General features: G+C 62.6%; 18 protein-coding genes. 9 read left to right on the top strand and 9 right to left on the bottom strand.

The features are described 5' to 3' along the window. Positions 1–90: 90 nt before the first annotated feature. Entirely contained in the window at positions 91–525 is a 435-nt protein-coding gene (locus IB279_RS30530) for an Lrp/AsnC family transcriptional regulator (RefSeq protein ID WP_043617453.1), read from the top strand. Positions 526–555: 30 nt separating this feature from the next. On the opposite strand, the gene IB279_RS30525 is transcribed toward IB279_RS30530, so the two are convergent. After that, entirely contained in the window at positions 556–1494 is a 939-nt protein-coding gene (locus IB279_RS30525; RefSeq protein ID WP_060518532.1) for an AraC family transcriptional regulator, read from the bottom strand. 217 nt (positions 1495–1711) lie between these two features. Here IB279_RS30525 and IB279_RS30520 point away from each other — a divergent pair, with 217 nt between their 5' ends. Further along, positions 1712–2764, top strand: coding sequence for an NAD(P)-dependent alcohol dehydrogenase (locus IB279_RS30520; RefSeq protein WP_060518530.1), 1053 nt, complete (start codon positions 1712–1714; stop codon positions 2762–2764). Between the two features lie 68 nt (positions 2765–2832). Here IB279_RS30520 and IB279_RS30515 read toward each other — a convergent pair whose 3' ends face one another. Both IB279_RS30515 and IB279_RS30510 read right to left on the bottom strand, forming a co-directional pair. Continuing rightward, entirely contained in the window at positions 2833–3297 is a 465-nt protein-coding gene (locus IB279_RS30515; RefSeq protein ID WP_034806518.1) for an Lrp/AsnC ligand binding domain-containing protein, read from the bottom strand. A gap of 19 nt (positions 3298–3316) precedes the next feature. After that, positions 3317–4480 carry a M20 aminoacylase family protein gene (locus tag IB279_RS30510; RefSeq protein ID WP_034806520.1) on the bottom strand — a complete coding sequence of 388 codons (1164 nt, stop codon included), beginning with the start codon at positions 4478–4480 and terminating at the stop codon, positions 3317–3319. 201 nt (positions 4481–4681) lie between these two features. Between IB279_RS30510 and IB279_RS30505 the strand changes: the two genes are divergently transcribed. Together IB279_RS30505 and IB279_RS30500 are read left to right on the top strand one after the other, a co-directional pair. Beyond that, positions 4682–5752: a D-alanyl-D-alanine carboxypeptidase family protein gene (locus tag IB279_RS30505; protein WP_060518655.1), complete on the top strand. Its 1071-nt coding sequence runs from the start codon at positions 4682–4684 to the stop codon at positions 5750–5752. Between the two features lie 12 nt (positions 5753–5764). Beyond that, positions 5765–6952, top strand: coding sequence for a GTP-binding protein (locus IB279_RS30500; RefSeq protein WP_192340469.1), 1188 nt, complete (start codon positions 5765–5767; stop codon positions 6950–6952). A gap of 45 nt (positions 6953–6997) precedes the next feature. Here IB279_RS30500 and IB279_RS30495 read toward each other — a convergent pair whose 3' ends face one another. From IB279_RS30495 to IB279_RS30475, 5 genes are all read right to left on the bottom strand, one after another. Then, positions 6998–7234, bottom strand: coding sequence for a sulfurtransferase TusA family protein (locus IB279_RS30495; protein ID WP_060518528.1), 237 nt, complete (start codon positions 7232–7234; stop codon positions 6998–7000). Next, entirely contained in the window at positions 7234–8676 is a 1443-nt protein-coding gene (locus IB279_RS30490; RefSeq protein ID WP_192340467.1) for a murein L,D-transpeptidase family protein, read from the bottom strand. Before IB279_RS30490 ends, IB279_RS30495 begins: the two co-directional genes overlap by 1 nt. A gap of 280 nt (positions 8677–8956) precedes the next feature. Further along, a complete protein-coding gene (locus tag IB279_RS30485) occupies positions 8957–9910 on the bottom strand; it encodes an acetyl-CoA carboxylase carboxyltransferase subunit alpha (RefSeq protein WP_034806530.1) in 954 nt (317 codons plus the stop codon). Positions 9911–9974: 64 nt separating this feature from the next. Next, positions 9975–10931, bottom strand: coding sequence for a site-specific tyrosine recombinase XerD (xerD, locus tag IB279_RS30480; RefSeq protein ID WP_112771823.1), 957 nt, complete (start codon positions 10929–10931; stop codon positions 9975–9977). After that, entirely contained in the window at positions 10928–11077 is a 150-nt protein-coding gene (locus IB279_RS30475) for a hypothetical protein (protein ID WP_034806731.1), read from the bottom strand. Before IB279_RS30475 ends, xerD begins: the two co-directional genes overlap by 4 nt. 235 nt (positions 11078–11312) lie before the next feature. On the opposite strand from IB279_RS30475, the gene IB279_RS30470 reads away from it, so the two are divergent. The 3 genes from IB279_RS30470 to IB279_RS30460 are packed head-to-tail and all read left to right on the top strand — an operon-like array spanning position 11313 to position 14333. Continuing rightward, positions 11313–11903: a shikimate kinase gene (locus tag IB279_RS30470; RefSeq protein WP_112771824.1), complete on the top strand. Its 591-nt coding sequence runs from the start codon at positions 11313–11315 to the stop codon at positions 11901–11903. Next, positions 11896–13029 carry a 3-dehydroquinate synthase gene (aroB, locus tag IB279_RS30465; RefSeq protein ID WP_112771825.1) on the top strand — a complete coding sequence of 378 codons (1134 nt, stop codon included), beginning with the start codon at positions 11896–11898 and terminating at the stop codon, positions 13027–13029. The genes IB279_RS30470 and aroB overlap by 8 nt, the downstream gene beginning before the upstream one ends. After that, entirely contained in the window at positions 13026–14333 is a 1308-nt protein-coding gene (locus IB279_RS30460; protein ID WP_034806542.1) for an HlyC/CorC family transporter, read from the top strand. The genes aroB and IB279_RS30460 overlap by 4 nt, the downstream gene beginning before the upstream one ends. Positions 14334–14348: 15 nt before the next feature. Here IB279_RS30460 and IB279_RS30455 read toward each other — a convergent pair whose 3' ends face one another. After that, the gene (locus IB279_RS30455) at positions 14349–14630 is read right to left on the bottom strand and encodes a BolA family transcriptional regulator (RefSeq protein ID WP_060518522.1); all 282 of its coding nucleotides are present in this window, start codon (positions 14628–14630) and stop codon (positions 14349–14351) included. 145 nt (positions 14631–14775) lie between these two features. On the opposite strand from IB279_RS30455, the gene IB279_RS30450 reads away from it, so the two are divergent. Both IB279_RS30450 and cobS read left to right on the top strand, forming a co-directional pair. After that, a complete protein-coding gene (locus IB279_RS30450) occupies positions 14776–15411 on the top strand; it encodes a J domain-containing protein (RefSeq protein WP_034806549.1) in 636 nt (211 codons plus the stop codon). 74 nt (positions 15412–15485) lie between these two features. After that, entirely contained in the window at positions 15486–16481 is a 996-nt protein-coding gene (cobS, locus tag IB279_RS30445; RefSeq protein ID WP_112771826.1) for a cobaltochelatase subunit CobS, read from the top strand. Positions 16482–16571 lie beyond the last annotated feature (90 nt).

Below are 16571 nucleotides of genomic sequence, written 5' to 3'. Positions count from 1 at the left end.
AGTGCTCCGATGCATCCGGCAATATGCCGGTTGCACCGGCACTATGTTTATAATAACCGTCATCTTGTCGGCGGGCACGGAGGAGGGGACATGCAGGACATCGACGCGATCGACCGCACCATCCTCAGCATTCTGTCGCAGGAGGCGCGGATTCCGATGAAGTCGCTGGCGGGCCGGATCGGGCTCTCCAGAAGCGCGACGACCGAGAGGGTCACGCGACTGGAAAAGGCCGGCGTCATTCGCGGCTATCGCGCCGATATCGGCCAGCTGGACGAGGGCACGATTCAGGCCTTTCTGCTGGTGACGCTGAAGCGCACGCCATCGATCGGCGTGCTCGACCGGCTTGCCGGTTTCTCTACGGTCCGCAAGGTGTCCTCCGTCAGCGGCCAGCTGGATCTCGTCGTCGAGGTCGAGGTCGGCTCGATCAATGCGCTCAACGAGCTGCGCAACGAGGTGGCGACGATGGACAATGTCGAGGATCTGACCACCTCGATCGTGCTTAGGCGGGATATCGAGCGAAGCTGATACGCCGCCAGCGGAACCGAGGGCGCCTCGTCAGCCCTCGCTCAGCAGCTCCGCCTGCGGAGCAAGCCGTTCGAGCAGCGAGCGGCGCACGCGGCCGATGTCGCGCATCGGTGGCTCGCCGAAATGGCGGGCATATTCGCGACTGAACTGCGACTGGCTTTCATAACCCACCTGATGGCCGGCATCGCCGGCGTCGAGACTCTCCTCCAGCATCAGCCGCCGGGCCTCCTGCAACCGAAGCTGTTTCTGGTATTGCAGGGGGCTCATCGCAGTGATCGCCTTGAAGTGATGGTGCAGCGACGAGACGCTCATGGAAACACGGTTGGCGAGATCGTCGATCCGCAAGGGCCGCGAATAGTGTTCCTTCAGCCAGGCGACTGCGCGGCCGACCTGATGCGGCTGGCTGTCGGTCGTCGCCATCTGTCTGAGGCGATGGCCGTGCGGCCCGGTCAAAAGCCGGTAGAGGATTTCCTGCTCGATCAGTGGCAGCAGCGCAGGGATATCGTCCGGCCGCTCGAGCAGACGCAGCAAGCGAAGTGCGGCATCTTCGAGTTCGACAGTGATCTTGCTGACGCTCATGCCGCGCACGGAGGCGGCGGGTGTCGGCAGCTGCGACAGGGACGCAAGCAGCGCCTGGATCTTACCGGGATCGAGCGTGAAGGCCATGCTGAGATAGGGCTCGTCTGCAGAGGCCTGGCAGACTTGGGACAGAACCGGCAGGTCGATCGACGTCAGCAGATAATCCGAGGCGCCGTAGATCAGCGTCTCTTCGCCGAGCACCACGCGCTTTGCTCCTTGCACGATGATCGCCAAACTCGGCCTGTAGGCGGAGCAGTTGACCGGGGCGTCGCCGCCGTGGCGGTGCAGGCTCAGGCCGGCAATCTGCGTCATGTGATCACCGTCGGTTTTGGCAAACCGGGCAATGACGTCGATCATCTCGGGACGGGCGGTCTGTCGCGTGGCTGTCATAATCTCAGGTCTTTCCAGCGGCTTAGCGTTGTGCGAGGCAACGCTCAGATAGGGTCTCGACGTGCCATCTCCAGGATGTCGCTGTCAATCTTGTAGGATCGTGCAAAAACTTTGCAGGATCGCTCTAACGCTTGCAGCGTGCGCACCCTCATAGTCCTGATGCGTCAGGCCGGGCTCCCTCCGGACCTGCACCCTTTCCCAAAATGAGGACAGACTGATGGCCATTGCAAGAGGATATGCGGCGACCGATGCGTCGAAGCCGCTGACGCCCTTCACCTTCGAACGCCGCGAACCGCGCGACGACGACGTGGTGATCGAGATCAAATATTGCGGCGTCTGCCACTCGGACATCCACCAGGCCCGCAACGAATGGGGCAACTCGGCGTTCCCGATGGTTCCGGGCCACGAGATCGTCGGCATCGTCACGGCGGTCGGCTCCAAGGTGACCAAGTTCAAGGTCGGCGACCGCGCCGGCGTCGGCTGCTTCGTCGATTCCTGCACCACCTGCGCTACCCGCGATCTGGATCTGGAACACTACATGCCCGGCCTGGTCGTGACCTACAACGGCGTCGAAGCCGACGGCAAGACACCGACCCAGGGCGGCTACTCCGACAGCATCGTCGTCAAGGAAGGCTACGTTCTGTCGATCCCCGAGAACCTGCCGCTCGACGCTGCGGCACCGCTGCTTTGCGCCGGCATCACGCTCTATTCGCCGCTGCGCCACTGGAAGGCCGGTCCCGGCAAGAAGGTCGCGATCGTCGGCATGGGCGGTCTCGGACATATGGGCGTCAAGCTGGCGCATGCCATGGGCGCAGACGTGACCGTTCTCAGCCAGACGCTTTCCAAAAAGGAAGACGGGCTGAAGCTCGGCGCCGATCACTACTATGCCACCAACGACCCCGAGACGTTCACGGCGCTGGCGGGCACGTTTGACCTGATCATCTGCACGGTTGCAGCCGAGATCGACTGGAACGCCTACCTCAACCTGCTCAAGGTCGATGGCGATCTCGTGCTGGTCGGCATTCCGGAGAACGCCGTGCCGGTGCATGCCTTCTCGCTGGTGCCGGCGCGCCGCAGCATTTCCGGCTCGATGATCGGCTCGATCAAGGAGACCCAGGAAATGCTCGACTTCTGCGGCGAACACGACATCGTCTCGGAAATCGAAACGATCCGCATCCAAGAGATCAATGAAGCCTATGAACGCGTCGTCAAGAGCGACGTGCGTTATCGATTTGTCATCGACATGGCATCGCTGCAGGACGCCGCCTAAGCTGAAAGCAGACGGCCCGGGATCTGTGTAGATCCCGGGCCGTTCTTTTATTTTTCTGCGACAGAGGCTCACACCAGCGGCAGCGGCCCGTCGTTCTTGATCTCTTCCATGACAGCATAGGTGCGGGTCTCCTTGACGCCCGGGAGCGTCCAGAGAACCTGGCCGAGGAAGTTGCGGTAGGCCGCCATGTCCTCGAACCGCGTCTTGACCAGATAGTCGAAGCCGCCTGCGACCATGTGACATTCGAGCACGGCCGGCGCCTGTTTGACGGCGGCGGCGAACTGGTCGAAGACGTCGGGCGTCGTCTTGTCGAGCATGACCTCGATGAAGACCAGCAGCCCAAAGCCGAGCTTCTGCGGGTCCAATCGCGCGCCGAAGCCCGAGACGTATCCCTCCTTCAACAGCCGGCGCAGGCGTTCGCTGGTCGCGGTCGGCGACAGGCCGATGCGATCGGCAAGCTCCAGATTGGTGATGCGGCCGTCCGCCTGGAGAATGTTGAGAATTCGTCGGTCAATCTTGTCGATCTGATGCATCGTGCCTCCCAACCGTGCCTCAGGCGGCAAGTCGCGTTTCCGCGAGCTTCACCCAGTAGGAAATGCCGTGCGGGATCGCCTCGTCGTTGAAGTCATAGGCCGGGTGATGCAGCCCGGCGGTGTCACCGTTGCCCATGAAGATAAAGGCGCCGGGGCGGGCAAGCAGCATGTAGGAGAAATCCTCACCGCCCATCATCGGATCGAGCGACGGCTGGACATTGCCGGCACCGGCAATCTCGGCTGCCGCCTGCAAGGCATAACCGGTCTCGTCGGCATGGTTCACCGTTACCGGATAGTTGCGGTTGTAGGAGACCTGGACGGTCGCGCCGTAGATCTGGGCAACACCCTCGGCAATCGTGCGGATGCGGCTTTCGCCGATCTCGCGCACCTCAGGCATGAGGGTGCGCACGGTGCCGCCAAGCACGGCTTCCTGCGGAATGACGTTGTGGGCGAAGCCGGCATTGAACTTGGTGACGGAGACGACGACGGAGGCGAGCGGATCGACTGTGCGCGACGCAATCGTCTGCAAGGCGGTCACGATCTGCGTTCCGACGATGATCGGGTCGATCGTCTTGTGCGGCTGGGCCGCATGGCCGCCACGGCCCTTGATGGTGATGGTGAACTCGTCGGTCGAGGCCATGATCGGGCCGACGCGGCTGCCGAACTGGCCGACGGGCATGCCCGGCATGTTGTGCATGCCGTAGACTTCGGCAATGGCGAAGCGCTCCATCATGCCGTCCTTGACCATCTCGTTGCCGCCGCCGCCGCCTTCTTCGGCAGGCTGGAAGATCACCGCGACTTGGCCGGCGAAGTTACGGGTCTCGGCGAGATACTTCGCCGCGCCGAGAAGCATGGCCGTGTGGCCGTCGTGGCCGCAGGCATGCATCTTGCCGGATGTCTCAGAGGCCCAGTCCTTGCCGCTCGTCTCGGTGATCGGCAGCGCGTCCATGTCGGCGCGCAGGCCGATGGTGCGGCCCGCGCCGAGATTGCCGCGGATGAGGCCGACGACGCCGGTGCGGCCAAGCCCCGTCACGATTTCGTCAACGCCGAACTCCTTCAGTTTCTTTTCGACGAAGGCTGCCGTATTTTCGACCGCGAACAGGAGCTCCGGATTCCTGTGCAGGTGGCGCCGCCATTCGGTGACTTCATTCTGGAGCTCGGCGGCACGGTTAAGTATCGGCATCGTTTCGTCCTGTCGGTCTGTTCGATCACTAATTGTATCTGCGTATCGGTGTGGATTGGCACGACTGCCCGTGAATGGGCTTTGCCATCTCCTCGCCATATAGGCTAAATAGCCGGACGAGACGAGGCAACAGCGGATTTTCGAGGTCCTATCGTGGTGACAGCAGGATTTTTCACGCGTGGCAAGATGAAGGCGCTCGGAGTGACGGCGGCGACATGCGCCACGCTTCTTGCGGCGCTGCCGGCTGCGGCCAATCCAAGGCTGGTCGTCGACGTCAATTCGCTGAAGGTTTACGAGCACCAGGATATCTTCCAGAAATGGTATCCGGCGTCGCTGACCAAGCTGATGACGGCCTACACGGCCTTCCGCGCCATCAAGTCCGGTCAGCTCACGCTCGAGAGCCCGGTCATCATGACCAAGAACGCCGCCGCCGAGCCGCCGAGCAAGATGTTCTACAAGCCCGGCCAGGCGATGACGCTCGACAGCGCGCTGAAGATGATGCTGGTGAAGTCGGCAAACGATGTTGCGGTCGCGATCGCCGAAACGGTCGCCGGTTCGGAGCCCGCCTTCATCGAGCGGATGAATGCCGAGGCCCGCCGCATCGGCATGACCTCCTCGAACTTCATCAATCCCAACGGTCTGCCTGGTCCCGGCCAGTACACGACCGCCCGCGACCTTGCGGTACTCGCGATCACGCTCAAGCGCGAGTTTCCGCAATACGCCTCCTATTTCTCGCTGGAAGGTTTCACCACCGGCAAGAAGGATTATCCGAACTACAACATGCTGATCGGCCGCTTCGAAGGGGCTGACGGCATGAAAACCGGCTTCATCTGCGCCTCCGGCTTCAACCAGGTTTCATCCGCCACCCGCGAGGGGCGCAGCGTCGTCTCGGTCGTGCTCGGCGAGGACAGCCTCGGTGCGCGTGCGGATGAGTCCGCACGGCTCCTGCAGATGGCACTGACGACGAACGGCAACGGCAAGCCGTCGCTGGTGCAGATCCCGGCCTATGGCGAGACGCGCGACATGGTGGCCGATGTCAGCAAGCAGATCTGCTCGAAGGCGGCCGCGAAGGTTCGCAGCGAGGGCCGCGACGAAGCCGGCCGCCAGAAGCTGCTCTCGCCCTATATCCACGAAATCAACCGGCCGCTGAAGCTTGCCTTCGCCGGGCTGATCGCCGGCAGCGGCGAAAAAGCGCCGAAGCTTGCCGGCGACCCGGTCGGCCAGGGCGATGTCGCCAATGTGCCGATCCCGGTGCCGCGGCCGACCTTCTGATCGGAGTGCATGATGGTTAGTCCCTTGTCGGCGGTGCCGGTCTCGATCCTTACCGGCTTCCTCGGTGCGGGCAAGACGACGCTGCTCAACCGGCTGCTGAAGGATCCCGATCTCTCGGATACGGCCGTTATCATCAACGAGTTCGGCGACGTGTCGATCGATCATCTGCTGGTGGAAGCCTCCAGCGACGGGGTCATCGAGCTTTCCGACGGCTGCCTCTGCTGCACCGTGCGTGGCGAACTGGTCGATACGCTTGCCGATCTCATGGACCGCATGCAGACCGGCAAGATCAGGCCGCTGAAGCGCGTCGTTATCGAAACCACCGGCCTTGCCGACCCAGCGCCAGTGCTGCAATCGGTGATCGGCAATCCGATCATTGCGCAGAACTTCCGGCTAGATGGCGTGGTCACCGTCGTCGACGCCGTCAACGGCCTGCAGACGATCGCCAACCACGAAGAAGCGCTGAAGCAGATTGCCGTTGCCGATCGCATCGTCATCAGCAAGACAGGCCTTGCCGAAACGTCGGAGCGTGATGCGCTGACGGCGCGGATCCGCGCGCTCAATCCGCGCGCGCCGCTGATCGATGGCGACAGCGCCGAAGCCGGGCGCGCAGAGCTGTTCGATTGTGGCCTCTACGACCCGTCGTCGAAGATCGCCGATGTCGGCCGCTGGCTGCAGGACGAAGCGCACCACGACCACGATGATCATGATCATGACCATGATCATGACCATGACCATGACCACGGTCACGATCATCACGACCACGATCACCACCATGATCATGGTCACGATCATCATCACCATCACGATGTGACGCGACATGGCGGCGACATCCGCTCCTTCAGCATCGTGCACGACCGGCCGATCGAGCCTATGGCGCTCGACATGTTCATCGATCTCCTGCGCTCGGCGCATGGCGAGAAGCTGCTCCGGATGAAGGCGATCGTCGCGGTTGCCGACAGGCCGGACCGGCCGCTGGTGCTGCATGGCGTGCAGAACGTCTTCCACACGCCGGAGCGGCTCGCCGCCTGGCCGGACCCGAACGACCGTCGCACGCGCATGGTGCTGATCACCAAGGGGTTGGAAGAGGCCTTCGTCCGCGACCTCTTCGACGCCTTCACCGGCAAGCCGCGCATCGACCGGCCAGACGCCCAAGCGTTGTCCGACAATCCGCTCGCCGTGCCAGGCATGCGGTTCTAAATCACCTCAGTAATCGAAGCGTTGCCGCGCGGCAGACGTGGCGTCTCACGAGCCCTTGCGGATGAGGAACCGGTGGCCGCCGTCGGCGGGTGCGGCCTCTACAAGCTTGTGGCCGTCCTCGTTGCAGAAATGCGGAATGTCGATCACCGCCAGCGGATCGGTGGTCTCAATCTCCAGCAAAGCGCCCGGCGCCAGCGAAGTCATGCGTTTACGCGTCTTCAAAACGGGAAGGGGGCATTTAAGCCCCCTCAGGTCATAGACGATCTTCTGTTCGTCCGGCATCAATTGCCCCAGATCTTCCAGAACGGCCGCTTCTTCGGCGGCTCTTCCGTCATAACAGGCGCTTCGGCGGCCGCATCGGCTGACGGTGTCGTTGCCGTGGTCACGGCAGCGGCCTGCTGCTGGGCGGCAGGGGCCGGCGCCTTCGCCTGCTTTGCCGTCGTTGCCGAGGCGGCTTGCGTCAGCGGTGCGGCAGTAGCCTGCTGTTCAGGCGTGATGACGACCGGGGCCGGCATCTGCAATTCCGGCTCGCTCTTGGAGAACAGGCTCCAGAAGGATTTCTTCGGCTGCTCGACGGCCGCCTGCATCACTGGCTGCGGAATGGGATTGGCGGCCGGGACCGGGACGTGCTTGCCGCCATCGGTCGCCTTTTCGAGTTCCTTCTTCTGGATCTCGACGGCCTGCTTGGTTTCTTCCGCTTCCTTCTGCAAGGCGATCTTCTTTTCGAGATCGCTCGCCTTCATCATCTTGCCGGCGTCAAGCGAGTTGCCGGTCGGCGCATAGGCGAGTTCGCGGCCGACGCGCTGCTTGGCGACGATCGCCTTGCGCTCGGCTTCGCTCGGTTCGTACCAGACCATGCCGTCATACTTCTTCATCGCCTTGTCGTAGTCGGTCTGGTAGCTCTTTTCGAAGCTCGCCATCGCCACCTGCAGGGCCGGCGGCGTCGACATGGCGGGGCACTGGCCACCCGGATTGAACGGGCCGGAGGCCTGCTGGTTGAAGACGTACTTCTTCTCGCAGACATTGACTTCCGGCGGACGCTTGGTGACTTCGAACTGGTCGTAGCCGACCTTCAGCATCTTCCAGAAGTCGATATTCGGATTGTCGCGGTGCCGCGCCATGTTCTCCGCGGTCATGCGGAAGGGGAAGGCCTGCAGCTGAACACTTTCCTGGCCGCCCTTGAAGCTATCGCGGGCGAGCGCAAAGATCTCGATCATCTGCTCGTCGGTCATCGAGTAACAGCCCGACGACGAGCAGGCGCCGTGGATCATCAGGTGTGTGCCCTGGCGACCGTTCGCCTTGTCGTAGGCGTTGGGATAGCCGGTGTTGATCGCCAGATAGTAGTTGGAATTGGGGTTCATCTGGCGCGGGAAGAGCGGGTAGAAGCCTTCCGGCGCCTGCCGGTCGCCTTCCTTCACCTTGGGCCCAAGCTTGCCGGACCAGGCGCAGATCTTGTAGGTCTTCAAAAGCTGGAAGCGGTTGGCGGTATTGGCCTTCCAGACCTCGAGCGTGCCTTCTTCCTTGAAGATGCGCAGTGCGATCGGGGCTTGCTTCTGCATCCCGAGCTCGCTCATCTTTTTGACCATCGGGGCAGAGACCTGATACTCGGTCTTGTTCCTGACGGACTTGATATCGACCGATGTCGTCGCATCCAGCGTTTCGTTGGTGCAGCCGGCAAGCGCGGCGACAATGGCGGCGGAAGCTAAAAGGTTCCAGAAACGCATCAGCAGAGGCCCGTTCAAACCCAAACTCGACTAGGAAAGCCCAAGTCCGCGAGGGTGGGCCTTTTAGAGAATCACTAAGCGATTATACTTCACGAATTCTTAACCCTGCAGGGTGGCCCTGCCGATGCGCTGTTCATGACCTCATGAATATGGCCAAGATTTGGCCACACTCCGCTTTGCAGTTGCGAAATCCGCTTCCGCAATCGCGGGCCATCAGATCGGGCGAGGGGAAGGTCGTGGGATTTCCGCCCCGCTCCCGCTTAAGGACTGCCGATCCGGCTTAGAGGTTACGGCCGATATTCAGATATTTTTGTCGGCGATCGGTGCGCAACTGGTCGCCATCGCGTCCGGAAAGTTCCTTGAGCGCGTCGGCGATCACGGTTCCGGTGCGGCCGATGACCGCGTTCGGGTCGCGGTGCGCGCCGCCGACCGGTTCCTGAATGATGCCGTCGATGACGCCGAGCGCTTTCAGATCCTCGGACGTGATCTTCATGTTGCTGGCCGCTTCCTTGGCGCGGGTGGAATCGCGCCACAGGATAGAGGCTGCACCTTCCGGCGAGATGACGCTGTAGATCGCATGCTCGAGCATGTAGACGCGGTTGCCGGTGGCAATCGCAATCGCACCGCCGGAGCCGCCTTCGCCGATGACGACGGTGACGATCGGCACGCGAACGTTGAGGCACATCTCGGTGGAGCGGGCAATCGCTTCCGCCTGGCCGCGCTCTTCGGCGTTAACGCCAGGGTAGGCGCCTGCGGTATCGACCAGCGTGATCAGCGGCAGGCCGAAGCGGTCAGCCATTTCCATGACGCGGATCGCCTTGCGGTAGCCTTCCGGACGGGGGCTGCCGAAATTGTGCTTGATGCGCGACTTGGTGTCGTTGCCCTTTTCCTGGCCGAGAACGGCGACCGGCATGCCGCGGAAGCGCGCAAGGCCGGCCTGGATGGCGTCGTCGTTGGCGAAGTTGCGGTCGCCGGCAAGCGGCGTGAACTCGGTGAAGAGCTCGGCGGCATAATCCAGGAAGTGCGGGCGCGAGGGGTGGCGGGCGACCTGGGTCTTCTGCCACGGCGTCAGCTTGGAATAGATCTCGACCATCGCGTCGCGGACGCGCGTCTCCAGGCGTTCGATCTCATCCGAAGTGTTCACACTCTCGTCTTCGCCGGCAAGCTTCTTCAATTCGAGAATCTTGCCTTCGAGGTCGGAGATGGGTTTTTCGAAATCGAGATAGTTGTGCATGAGATGCGTTTCCGATCATTTTGCGACAAGGGTCTGCGGGCCGAAACCAGCCTGCCCGGCGGTCCTAATCCTGTTTTTTCGCCTGTTTGGCAAGAGGGTGATGGTTTTGCACCAGGTTGTGCAGCCGTTCTTCCAGAACATGTGTATAGATTTGTGTCGTTGAAATGTCCGAGTGACCGAGCAGTTCCTGCACCGCGCGAAGGTCGGCGCCATTGGCCAGCAGGTGGCTGGCGAAGGCATGTCTAAGCACGTGCGGGGAGATCGTGGCGACGCGAATGCCGGCGCGCGCGGCCAGCGATTTCAGATCGCGGGCAAAAACCTGGCGCGGCAGGAACCCCTGCTTGCCCGAGGAGGGGAAGAGCCACGGGCTCTCTCGGTTGCCACTTTCCTCGCGCGCAATCTCCTCGGCGAGCGCCTCGCCATAGGCCCGCATGGCCCGGATCGCTGCCTGTGATAGCGGAACGAGGCGGTCCTTGTTGCCCTTGCCGCGGATGACGAGGAAGCGGCCGTTCTGGGCGAGCACGCTTGCGGGCAGCGACATGAGTTCGCTGACGCGCATGCCGGTCGCATAGAGCAGTTCGATCAGCGCATGCATGCGCAATTTGGCGAGGTGGTCGGTACCGCCGGCTGCCGCCTCGGTCTCCGCCTGGCCGATCAGGCGCGAGACGTCGTCGACGCTCAGCGTCTTCGGCAGGCTACGTCCCTTCTTCGGCGCGTCGAGGATCCCGGTCGGGTCGTCGCCGCGCATGCCTTCGGCGTAGAGGAATTTGTAGAACTGCCTGAGCGCCGAAAGCCGCCGCGCTTGCGAGGAGGCCTTGAAGCCCTGACCGGCGAGATGGGCGAGATACCCGCGAAGGTCATCTGGTGTCGCCCCGGTCAGCCCGGTTCCGAGCGTGCGCAGATGCGAGGAGGCATCTTCGAGGTCACGCTCGTAGGATTGCAGCGTATTGACCGCTGCACCCCGCTCGGCGCTCATCATTTCGAGGAAAGCCTCGACATGGGCGGCGGAAAGATCGCTCATTGGGTCTTGTTCACCCGTTCGGACGGGATCTTCACGGTGACGTCGCGCTCCGTCGGCTCGACGAAGGTGACGAGAGAGATCATCGTGCCGTACACTATCCCGGCAATTACGGCGCAGAAGAACAGGAACCGGAAGAGGGTCGGCATTTCAATCTCCTGTGCATGTGCCTTTCGATCGAAGCGGACGCAAGGATACATGCAGGCGTTCAAACGGCCAGTGCGTTTCAGGCGCTCGGAATGAGCGCGCGACGCTGTGGCGGGTGCCAGACCTATATGAACGCCGCTTCCGCCGAGTTCAAGAACCGTGAGCGGACGCGCGCGACGACTTGACGCTACACCCTGATTTGTCGATACCGAAAGGGAATGGGGAATAAGAAGTCCAATGAACGACGTGATCGAACCGGTTTCCGCAACGCTTGCCGAGCGGGCGAAGCTTGTACTCGGTAAACGTAATCTCGTGTTCATCGGCCTGATGGGCGCCGGCAAATCGGCAATCGGTCGTTTGACGGCTCAGGCGCTTGGCATTCCCTTCGTCGATTCCGACCATGAGATCGAGCGCGTCTCGCGCATGACGATCAGCGATCTCTTTGCCCGCTATGGCGAAGACGAGTTCCGGGCGCTTGAAACGCGGGTGCTGAAGCGGCTCTTGCGCAGCGGTCCGCGCGTGGTCTCGACCGGCGGCGGCGCTTATATCAACGAGCGCTCGCGCCGCCAGATCAAGAAGGGTGGCCTGACGGTCTGGCTGAACGCCGAGCTCGACGTGCTCTGGGAGCGGGTCAACAAGCGCGACACCCGGCCGCTGCTGAAGACCGAGAACCCGAAGCAGACGCTCGAAAACCTGATGAATGCGCGTTACCCGATCTACGCCGAAGCGGACCTGACGGTGCTGTCGCGCGATGTGAAGAAAGAGACGATGGTCGAGGATGTCCTCACCGCCGTCATCGACTACCAGGACAAGAAGACCCATGAATAGCCATGCGATGCCTGCCGCCGAACGCAAGGTCCGTGTCGACCTCGGTGACCGTTCCTACGACATCCTGATCGGTCCCGGGCTGATTGCTGCGGCCGGTGAGGAAATCGCCGCCCGCCTCAAGGGGCGCAAGATGGCCGTCATCACCGATGAGAACGTCGCGCCGCGCTACCTTGAGCCGCTGATGGCGAGCCTTGGGGAGTGCGACATCGACGCCGTGTCGCTGGTGCTTCCCGCCGGCGAAAAGACCAAGAGCTTCGAACATCTGATTCCGGTCTGCGAAACGGTGCTCGGCGCCCGGATCGAGCGCAACGATGCGGTGATCGCGCTTGGCGGCGGCGTCATCGGTGATCTCACCGGCTTTGCCGCCGGCATCGTGCGCCGCGGCTCGCGCTTCATCCAGATACCGACCTCGCTTTTGGCGCAGGTGGATTCCTCCGTCGGCGGCAAGACCGGCATCAATTCGCCGCGCGGCAAGAACCTGATCGGCGTCTTCCACCAGCCGGACCTGGTGCTGGCCGACACCGACGTGCTCGACACCTTGAGCGAGCGCGAATTCCGCGCCGGTTATGCCGAGGTCGCGAAATACGGGCTGATCGACAAACCGGACTTCTTTGCCTGGCTCGAAAACAACTGGCAAGCGGTCTTTGCGGGGGGTAGCGCCCGCATCGAGGCGATCGCAGTCAGCTGCCAGGCCAAGGCGGACGTCGTGGCGGCGGACGAACGCGAAAATGGCCTGCGCGCGCTGCTCAATCTCGGCCACACCTTCGGCCATGCACTGGAGGCGGCGACCGAATACGACAGCGCCCGGCTGGTGCACGGTGAGGGCGTTTCGATCGGCATGGTGCTGGCGCATCAGTTCTCGACGCGCATGAACCTTGCGAGCGCCGACGATGCAACCCGTGTCGAGGCGCATCTGAGGGCGGTCGGCCTGCCGACGCGCATGTCGGAAATTCCCGGTACACTGCCTCCGGCAGAACGGCTGATGGACGCGATTGCCCAGGACAAGAAGGTCAAGGGCGGCAAGCTCACCTTCATCCTGACGAAGGGTATTGGCCAGTCCTTCGTCGCTGATGACGTCCCATCCTCCGAGGTTCTGAGCTTCCTGAGGGAAAAGCACCCGCAATGACCGGCGAAGCCTTCATTGCCTTCCTGGCGGAGTACTGGCTGTCGATCCTGTCAGTCTTCTGCCTGCTTGTGCTTTCGGGCTTCTTTTCGGGTTCGGAGACGGCGCTGACCGCCGCGTCGCGCTCGCGTATGCATACGCTGGAAAACAACGGCGAAGAGCGCGCCGGCATCGTCAACCGGCTGATCGAGCGTCGCGACCGGCTGATCGGCGCGTTGCTAATCGGCAACAATCTCGTCAACATTCTTGCCTCGTCACTGACGACGAGCCTGCTGATCGGTCTCTTCGGCGACAGCGGCGTGGCGATCGCCACACTCGCCATGACCGTGCTGCTCGTCATCTTCTCGGAAGTACTGCCGAAGAGCTGGGCGATTGCCTCGCCGGATCGTTTCGCGATTGCCGTGGCACCGCTCGTCCGTCTCTTCGTCGCCGTCGTCGGCCCGGTTTCGAGCCTCGTCAACGGCATCGTCCGGCGCCTGCTCAACATCTTCGGCATCAACCTGGCCTCCGACATGTCTATGCTGTCGGCGCATGAGGAACTGCGCGGCGCCGTGGACCTGCTGCACCGCGAGGGCTCGGTGATCAAGGCCGACCGCGATCGGCTCGGCGGCGTGCTCGATCTTGGCGAGCTTGAAATCTCCGACATCATGATCCACCGCACCAGCATGCGGGCGATCAATGCCGACGAGCCGCCGGAAACCTGCGTCCGCGATATTCTCGAAAGCCCGTTCACGCGGCTGCCGCTCTGGCGCGGGTCGACCGACAACATCATCGGCGTCGTGCATTCCAAGGATTTGCTGAGGGCGCTGGCCGAACCCAATGTCGAGCCGGAAAACCTCGATATCGTCAAGATCGCGCAGAAGCCCTGGTTCGTGCCGGACACGACCAACCTCAAGGATCAGCTCAACGCGTTCCTGCGTCGCAAGCTGCATCTGGCGATCGTCGTCGACGAGTATGGTCAGGTTCAGGGTCTGGTGACGCTGGAGGACATTCTGGAGGAAATCGTCGGCGATATCGCCGATGAGCACGACCTCGACATTCAGGGCGTGCGCCAGGAAGCCGATGGCTCGATCGTCGTCGATGGCTCGGTGCCGATCCGCGATCTCAACCGCGCGCTCGACTGGTCGCTGCCGGACGAGGAGGCGACGACGGTGGCCGGTCTGGTCATCCACGAGTCCAAGAGCATTCCGGAGGAGCGCCAGGCCTTCACCTTCCACGGCAAACGCTTCATCGTGATGAAGCGGGTGAAGAACCGCATTACCAAGCTGCGCATCCGTCCGGCGGAAGAGGGTGCTCCGCCTGCGTGATGGCCGCGATTGCCTCTACCAGCGGGTCGGCTCGCCGGGGGCTGCCGGCTCGACGGCGAGCGCATGCAGGCCGGCGTCGAGTTCTGGCTTCAGGAGATCATTGATGGCGCGGTGGCGGGCGACGCGGCTCATGCCGGCAAAGGCGCTAGAAACGATACGCACGCGCATGTGGGACTCGCCGGTACCATCGAACCCCGGCTGATGGCCGGCATGCTGATGGCTCTCGTTGATGACCTCGAGCCGTTCAGGGTGGAAGGCCTCGATCAGCTTCTTTTCGATGGTCTCGGTGAGCGACATTCTTCCGTCCCATTTTGCTGTTTGCTTGGCGCCCCCTCGCAGTTAAGAACCCGGTAATCGCTGGCACGGCGGCGCAAAATGCCCGCACAAAGCCAGCAACATTCCGCTTTGTCAATTCTTGTTGTGACTCCCGCCAAACCCCATAATGAGCGCCATGAGACTCGATTCAAAATACTTCGATCGCATTCGAACCCGGCGCAAGGTCGAGCCGCAGGCAGAGCCGGCGGCTCCCGTCTGTCAGTGGGACGGCTGCGATCAGAAGGGTGTGCACCGGGCGCCCGTCGGTCGCAACGCCGAGGGGCAGTACTTCATGTTCTGCTTCGAGCACGTGAAGGAATACAACAAGGGCTACAACTTCTTCTCCGGCCTCTCCGACAGCGAGGTCGCCCGCTACCAGAAGGAAGCGATCACCGGTCATCGGCCCACCTGGACCGTCGGCGTCAACAAGAACGCCAAGAACGGCCCGACCCAGTCGCAGACGCGGTCTGGCTCTGCCGGCGCCCAGGCCCGCATGCGCGATCCCTTCGGCTTTGTCAGCGAGGCACGGGCGCGATCCGGTCGTCCCGAGCCACGTCAGCGCAAGCTGAAGACGCTCGAGGCGAAGGCCTTCGAAACGCTTGGTCTCGGAGCCTCGGCGACCACTGCCGACATCAAGGCGGCATACAAGGACCTCGTCAAGAAGCATCACCCCGATGCCAATGGCGGAGATAGAGGATCGGAAGAGCGTTTTCGCGCGGTTATTCAGGCCTACCAATTGTTAAAACAGGCTGGTTTCTGCTAACAACCCGGATTAATACAGAAGCACTTTTGCAGGCGAATGCGCGGGTGCCGTCCGGTGGCCGCTCTGGAGACATGATGAGCAAGATTGACCTCGACATTTCCAACCTCCCCGACACCACGATTTCCGTCCGGGAGGTTTTCGGCATTGATACGGATTTGCGCGTTCCTGCCTATTCGAAGGGCGACGCCTATGTCCCGGATCTGGATCCGGACTACCTCTTCGACCGCGAAACGACGCTCGCCATTCTCGCAGGCTTCGCCCACAACCGACGCGTGATGGTGTCGGGCTATCACGGCACCGGCAAGTCCACCCATATCGAGCAGGTCGCCGCGCGCCTCAACTGGCCGTGCGTGCGCGTCAACCTCGATAGCCATGTCAGCCGTATCGACCTCGTCGGCAAGGACGCGATCGTCGTCAAGGACGGCCTGCAGGTCACCGAATTCAAGGACGGCATCCTGCCCTGGGCCTACCAGCACAATGTCGCGCTCGTCTTCGACGAATACGATGCCGGCCGCCCGGACGTCATGTTCGTCATCCAGCGCGTGCTGGAATCCTCCGGCCGCCTGACGCTGCTCGACCAGAGCCGTGTCATCCGTCCGCACCCGGCCTTCCGCCTGTTTGCGACCGCCAACACCGTCGGCCTCGGCGACACGACCGGCCTCTATCACGGCACGCAGCAGATCAACCAGGCGCAGATGGACCGCTGGTCGATCGTCACCACGCTGAACTACCTGCCGCACGACAAGGAAGTCGACATCGTCGCCGCCAAGGTCAAGGGCTTCACTGCCGACAAGGGCCGCGAGACCATCTCCAAGATGGTACGTGTCGCCGACCTCACGCGCGCTGCTTTCATCAATGGCGATCTCTCGACCGTCATGAGCCCGCGTACGGTCATCACCTGGGCCGAGAACGCCCACATCTTCGGCGACATCGCTTTCGCCTTCCGCGTGACCTTCCTCAACAAGTGCGACGAGCTTGAGCGGGCGCTGGTCGCCGAGCACTACCAGCGCGCCTTCGGCATCGAGCTGAAGGAAAGCGCTGCCAACATCGTGCTCGAAGCCACCGCCTGATCCCACGGCCTGCCGTCCCCTTTGGGAGGGCGGGTCATGACGCTGTGGCAAACCGGATGACGCCCCACTGGGGCGCCGTCGCCTCTGGCT

The organism is Ensifer sp. ENS06, from assembly GCF_014852205.1.
Taxonomy (GTDB): domain Bacteria; phylum Pseudomonadota; class Alphaproteobacteria; order Rhizobiales; family Rhizobiaceae; genus Ensifer; species Ensifer adhaerens.
This window is presented reverse-complemented; position numbering and strand designations above follow the sequence as displayed.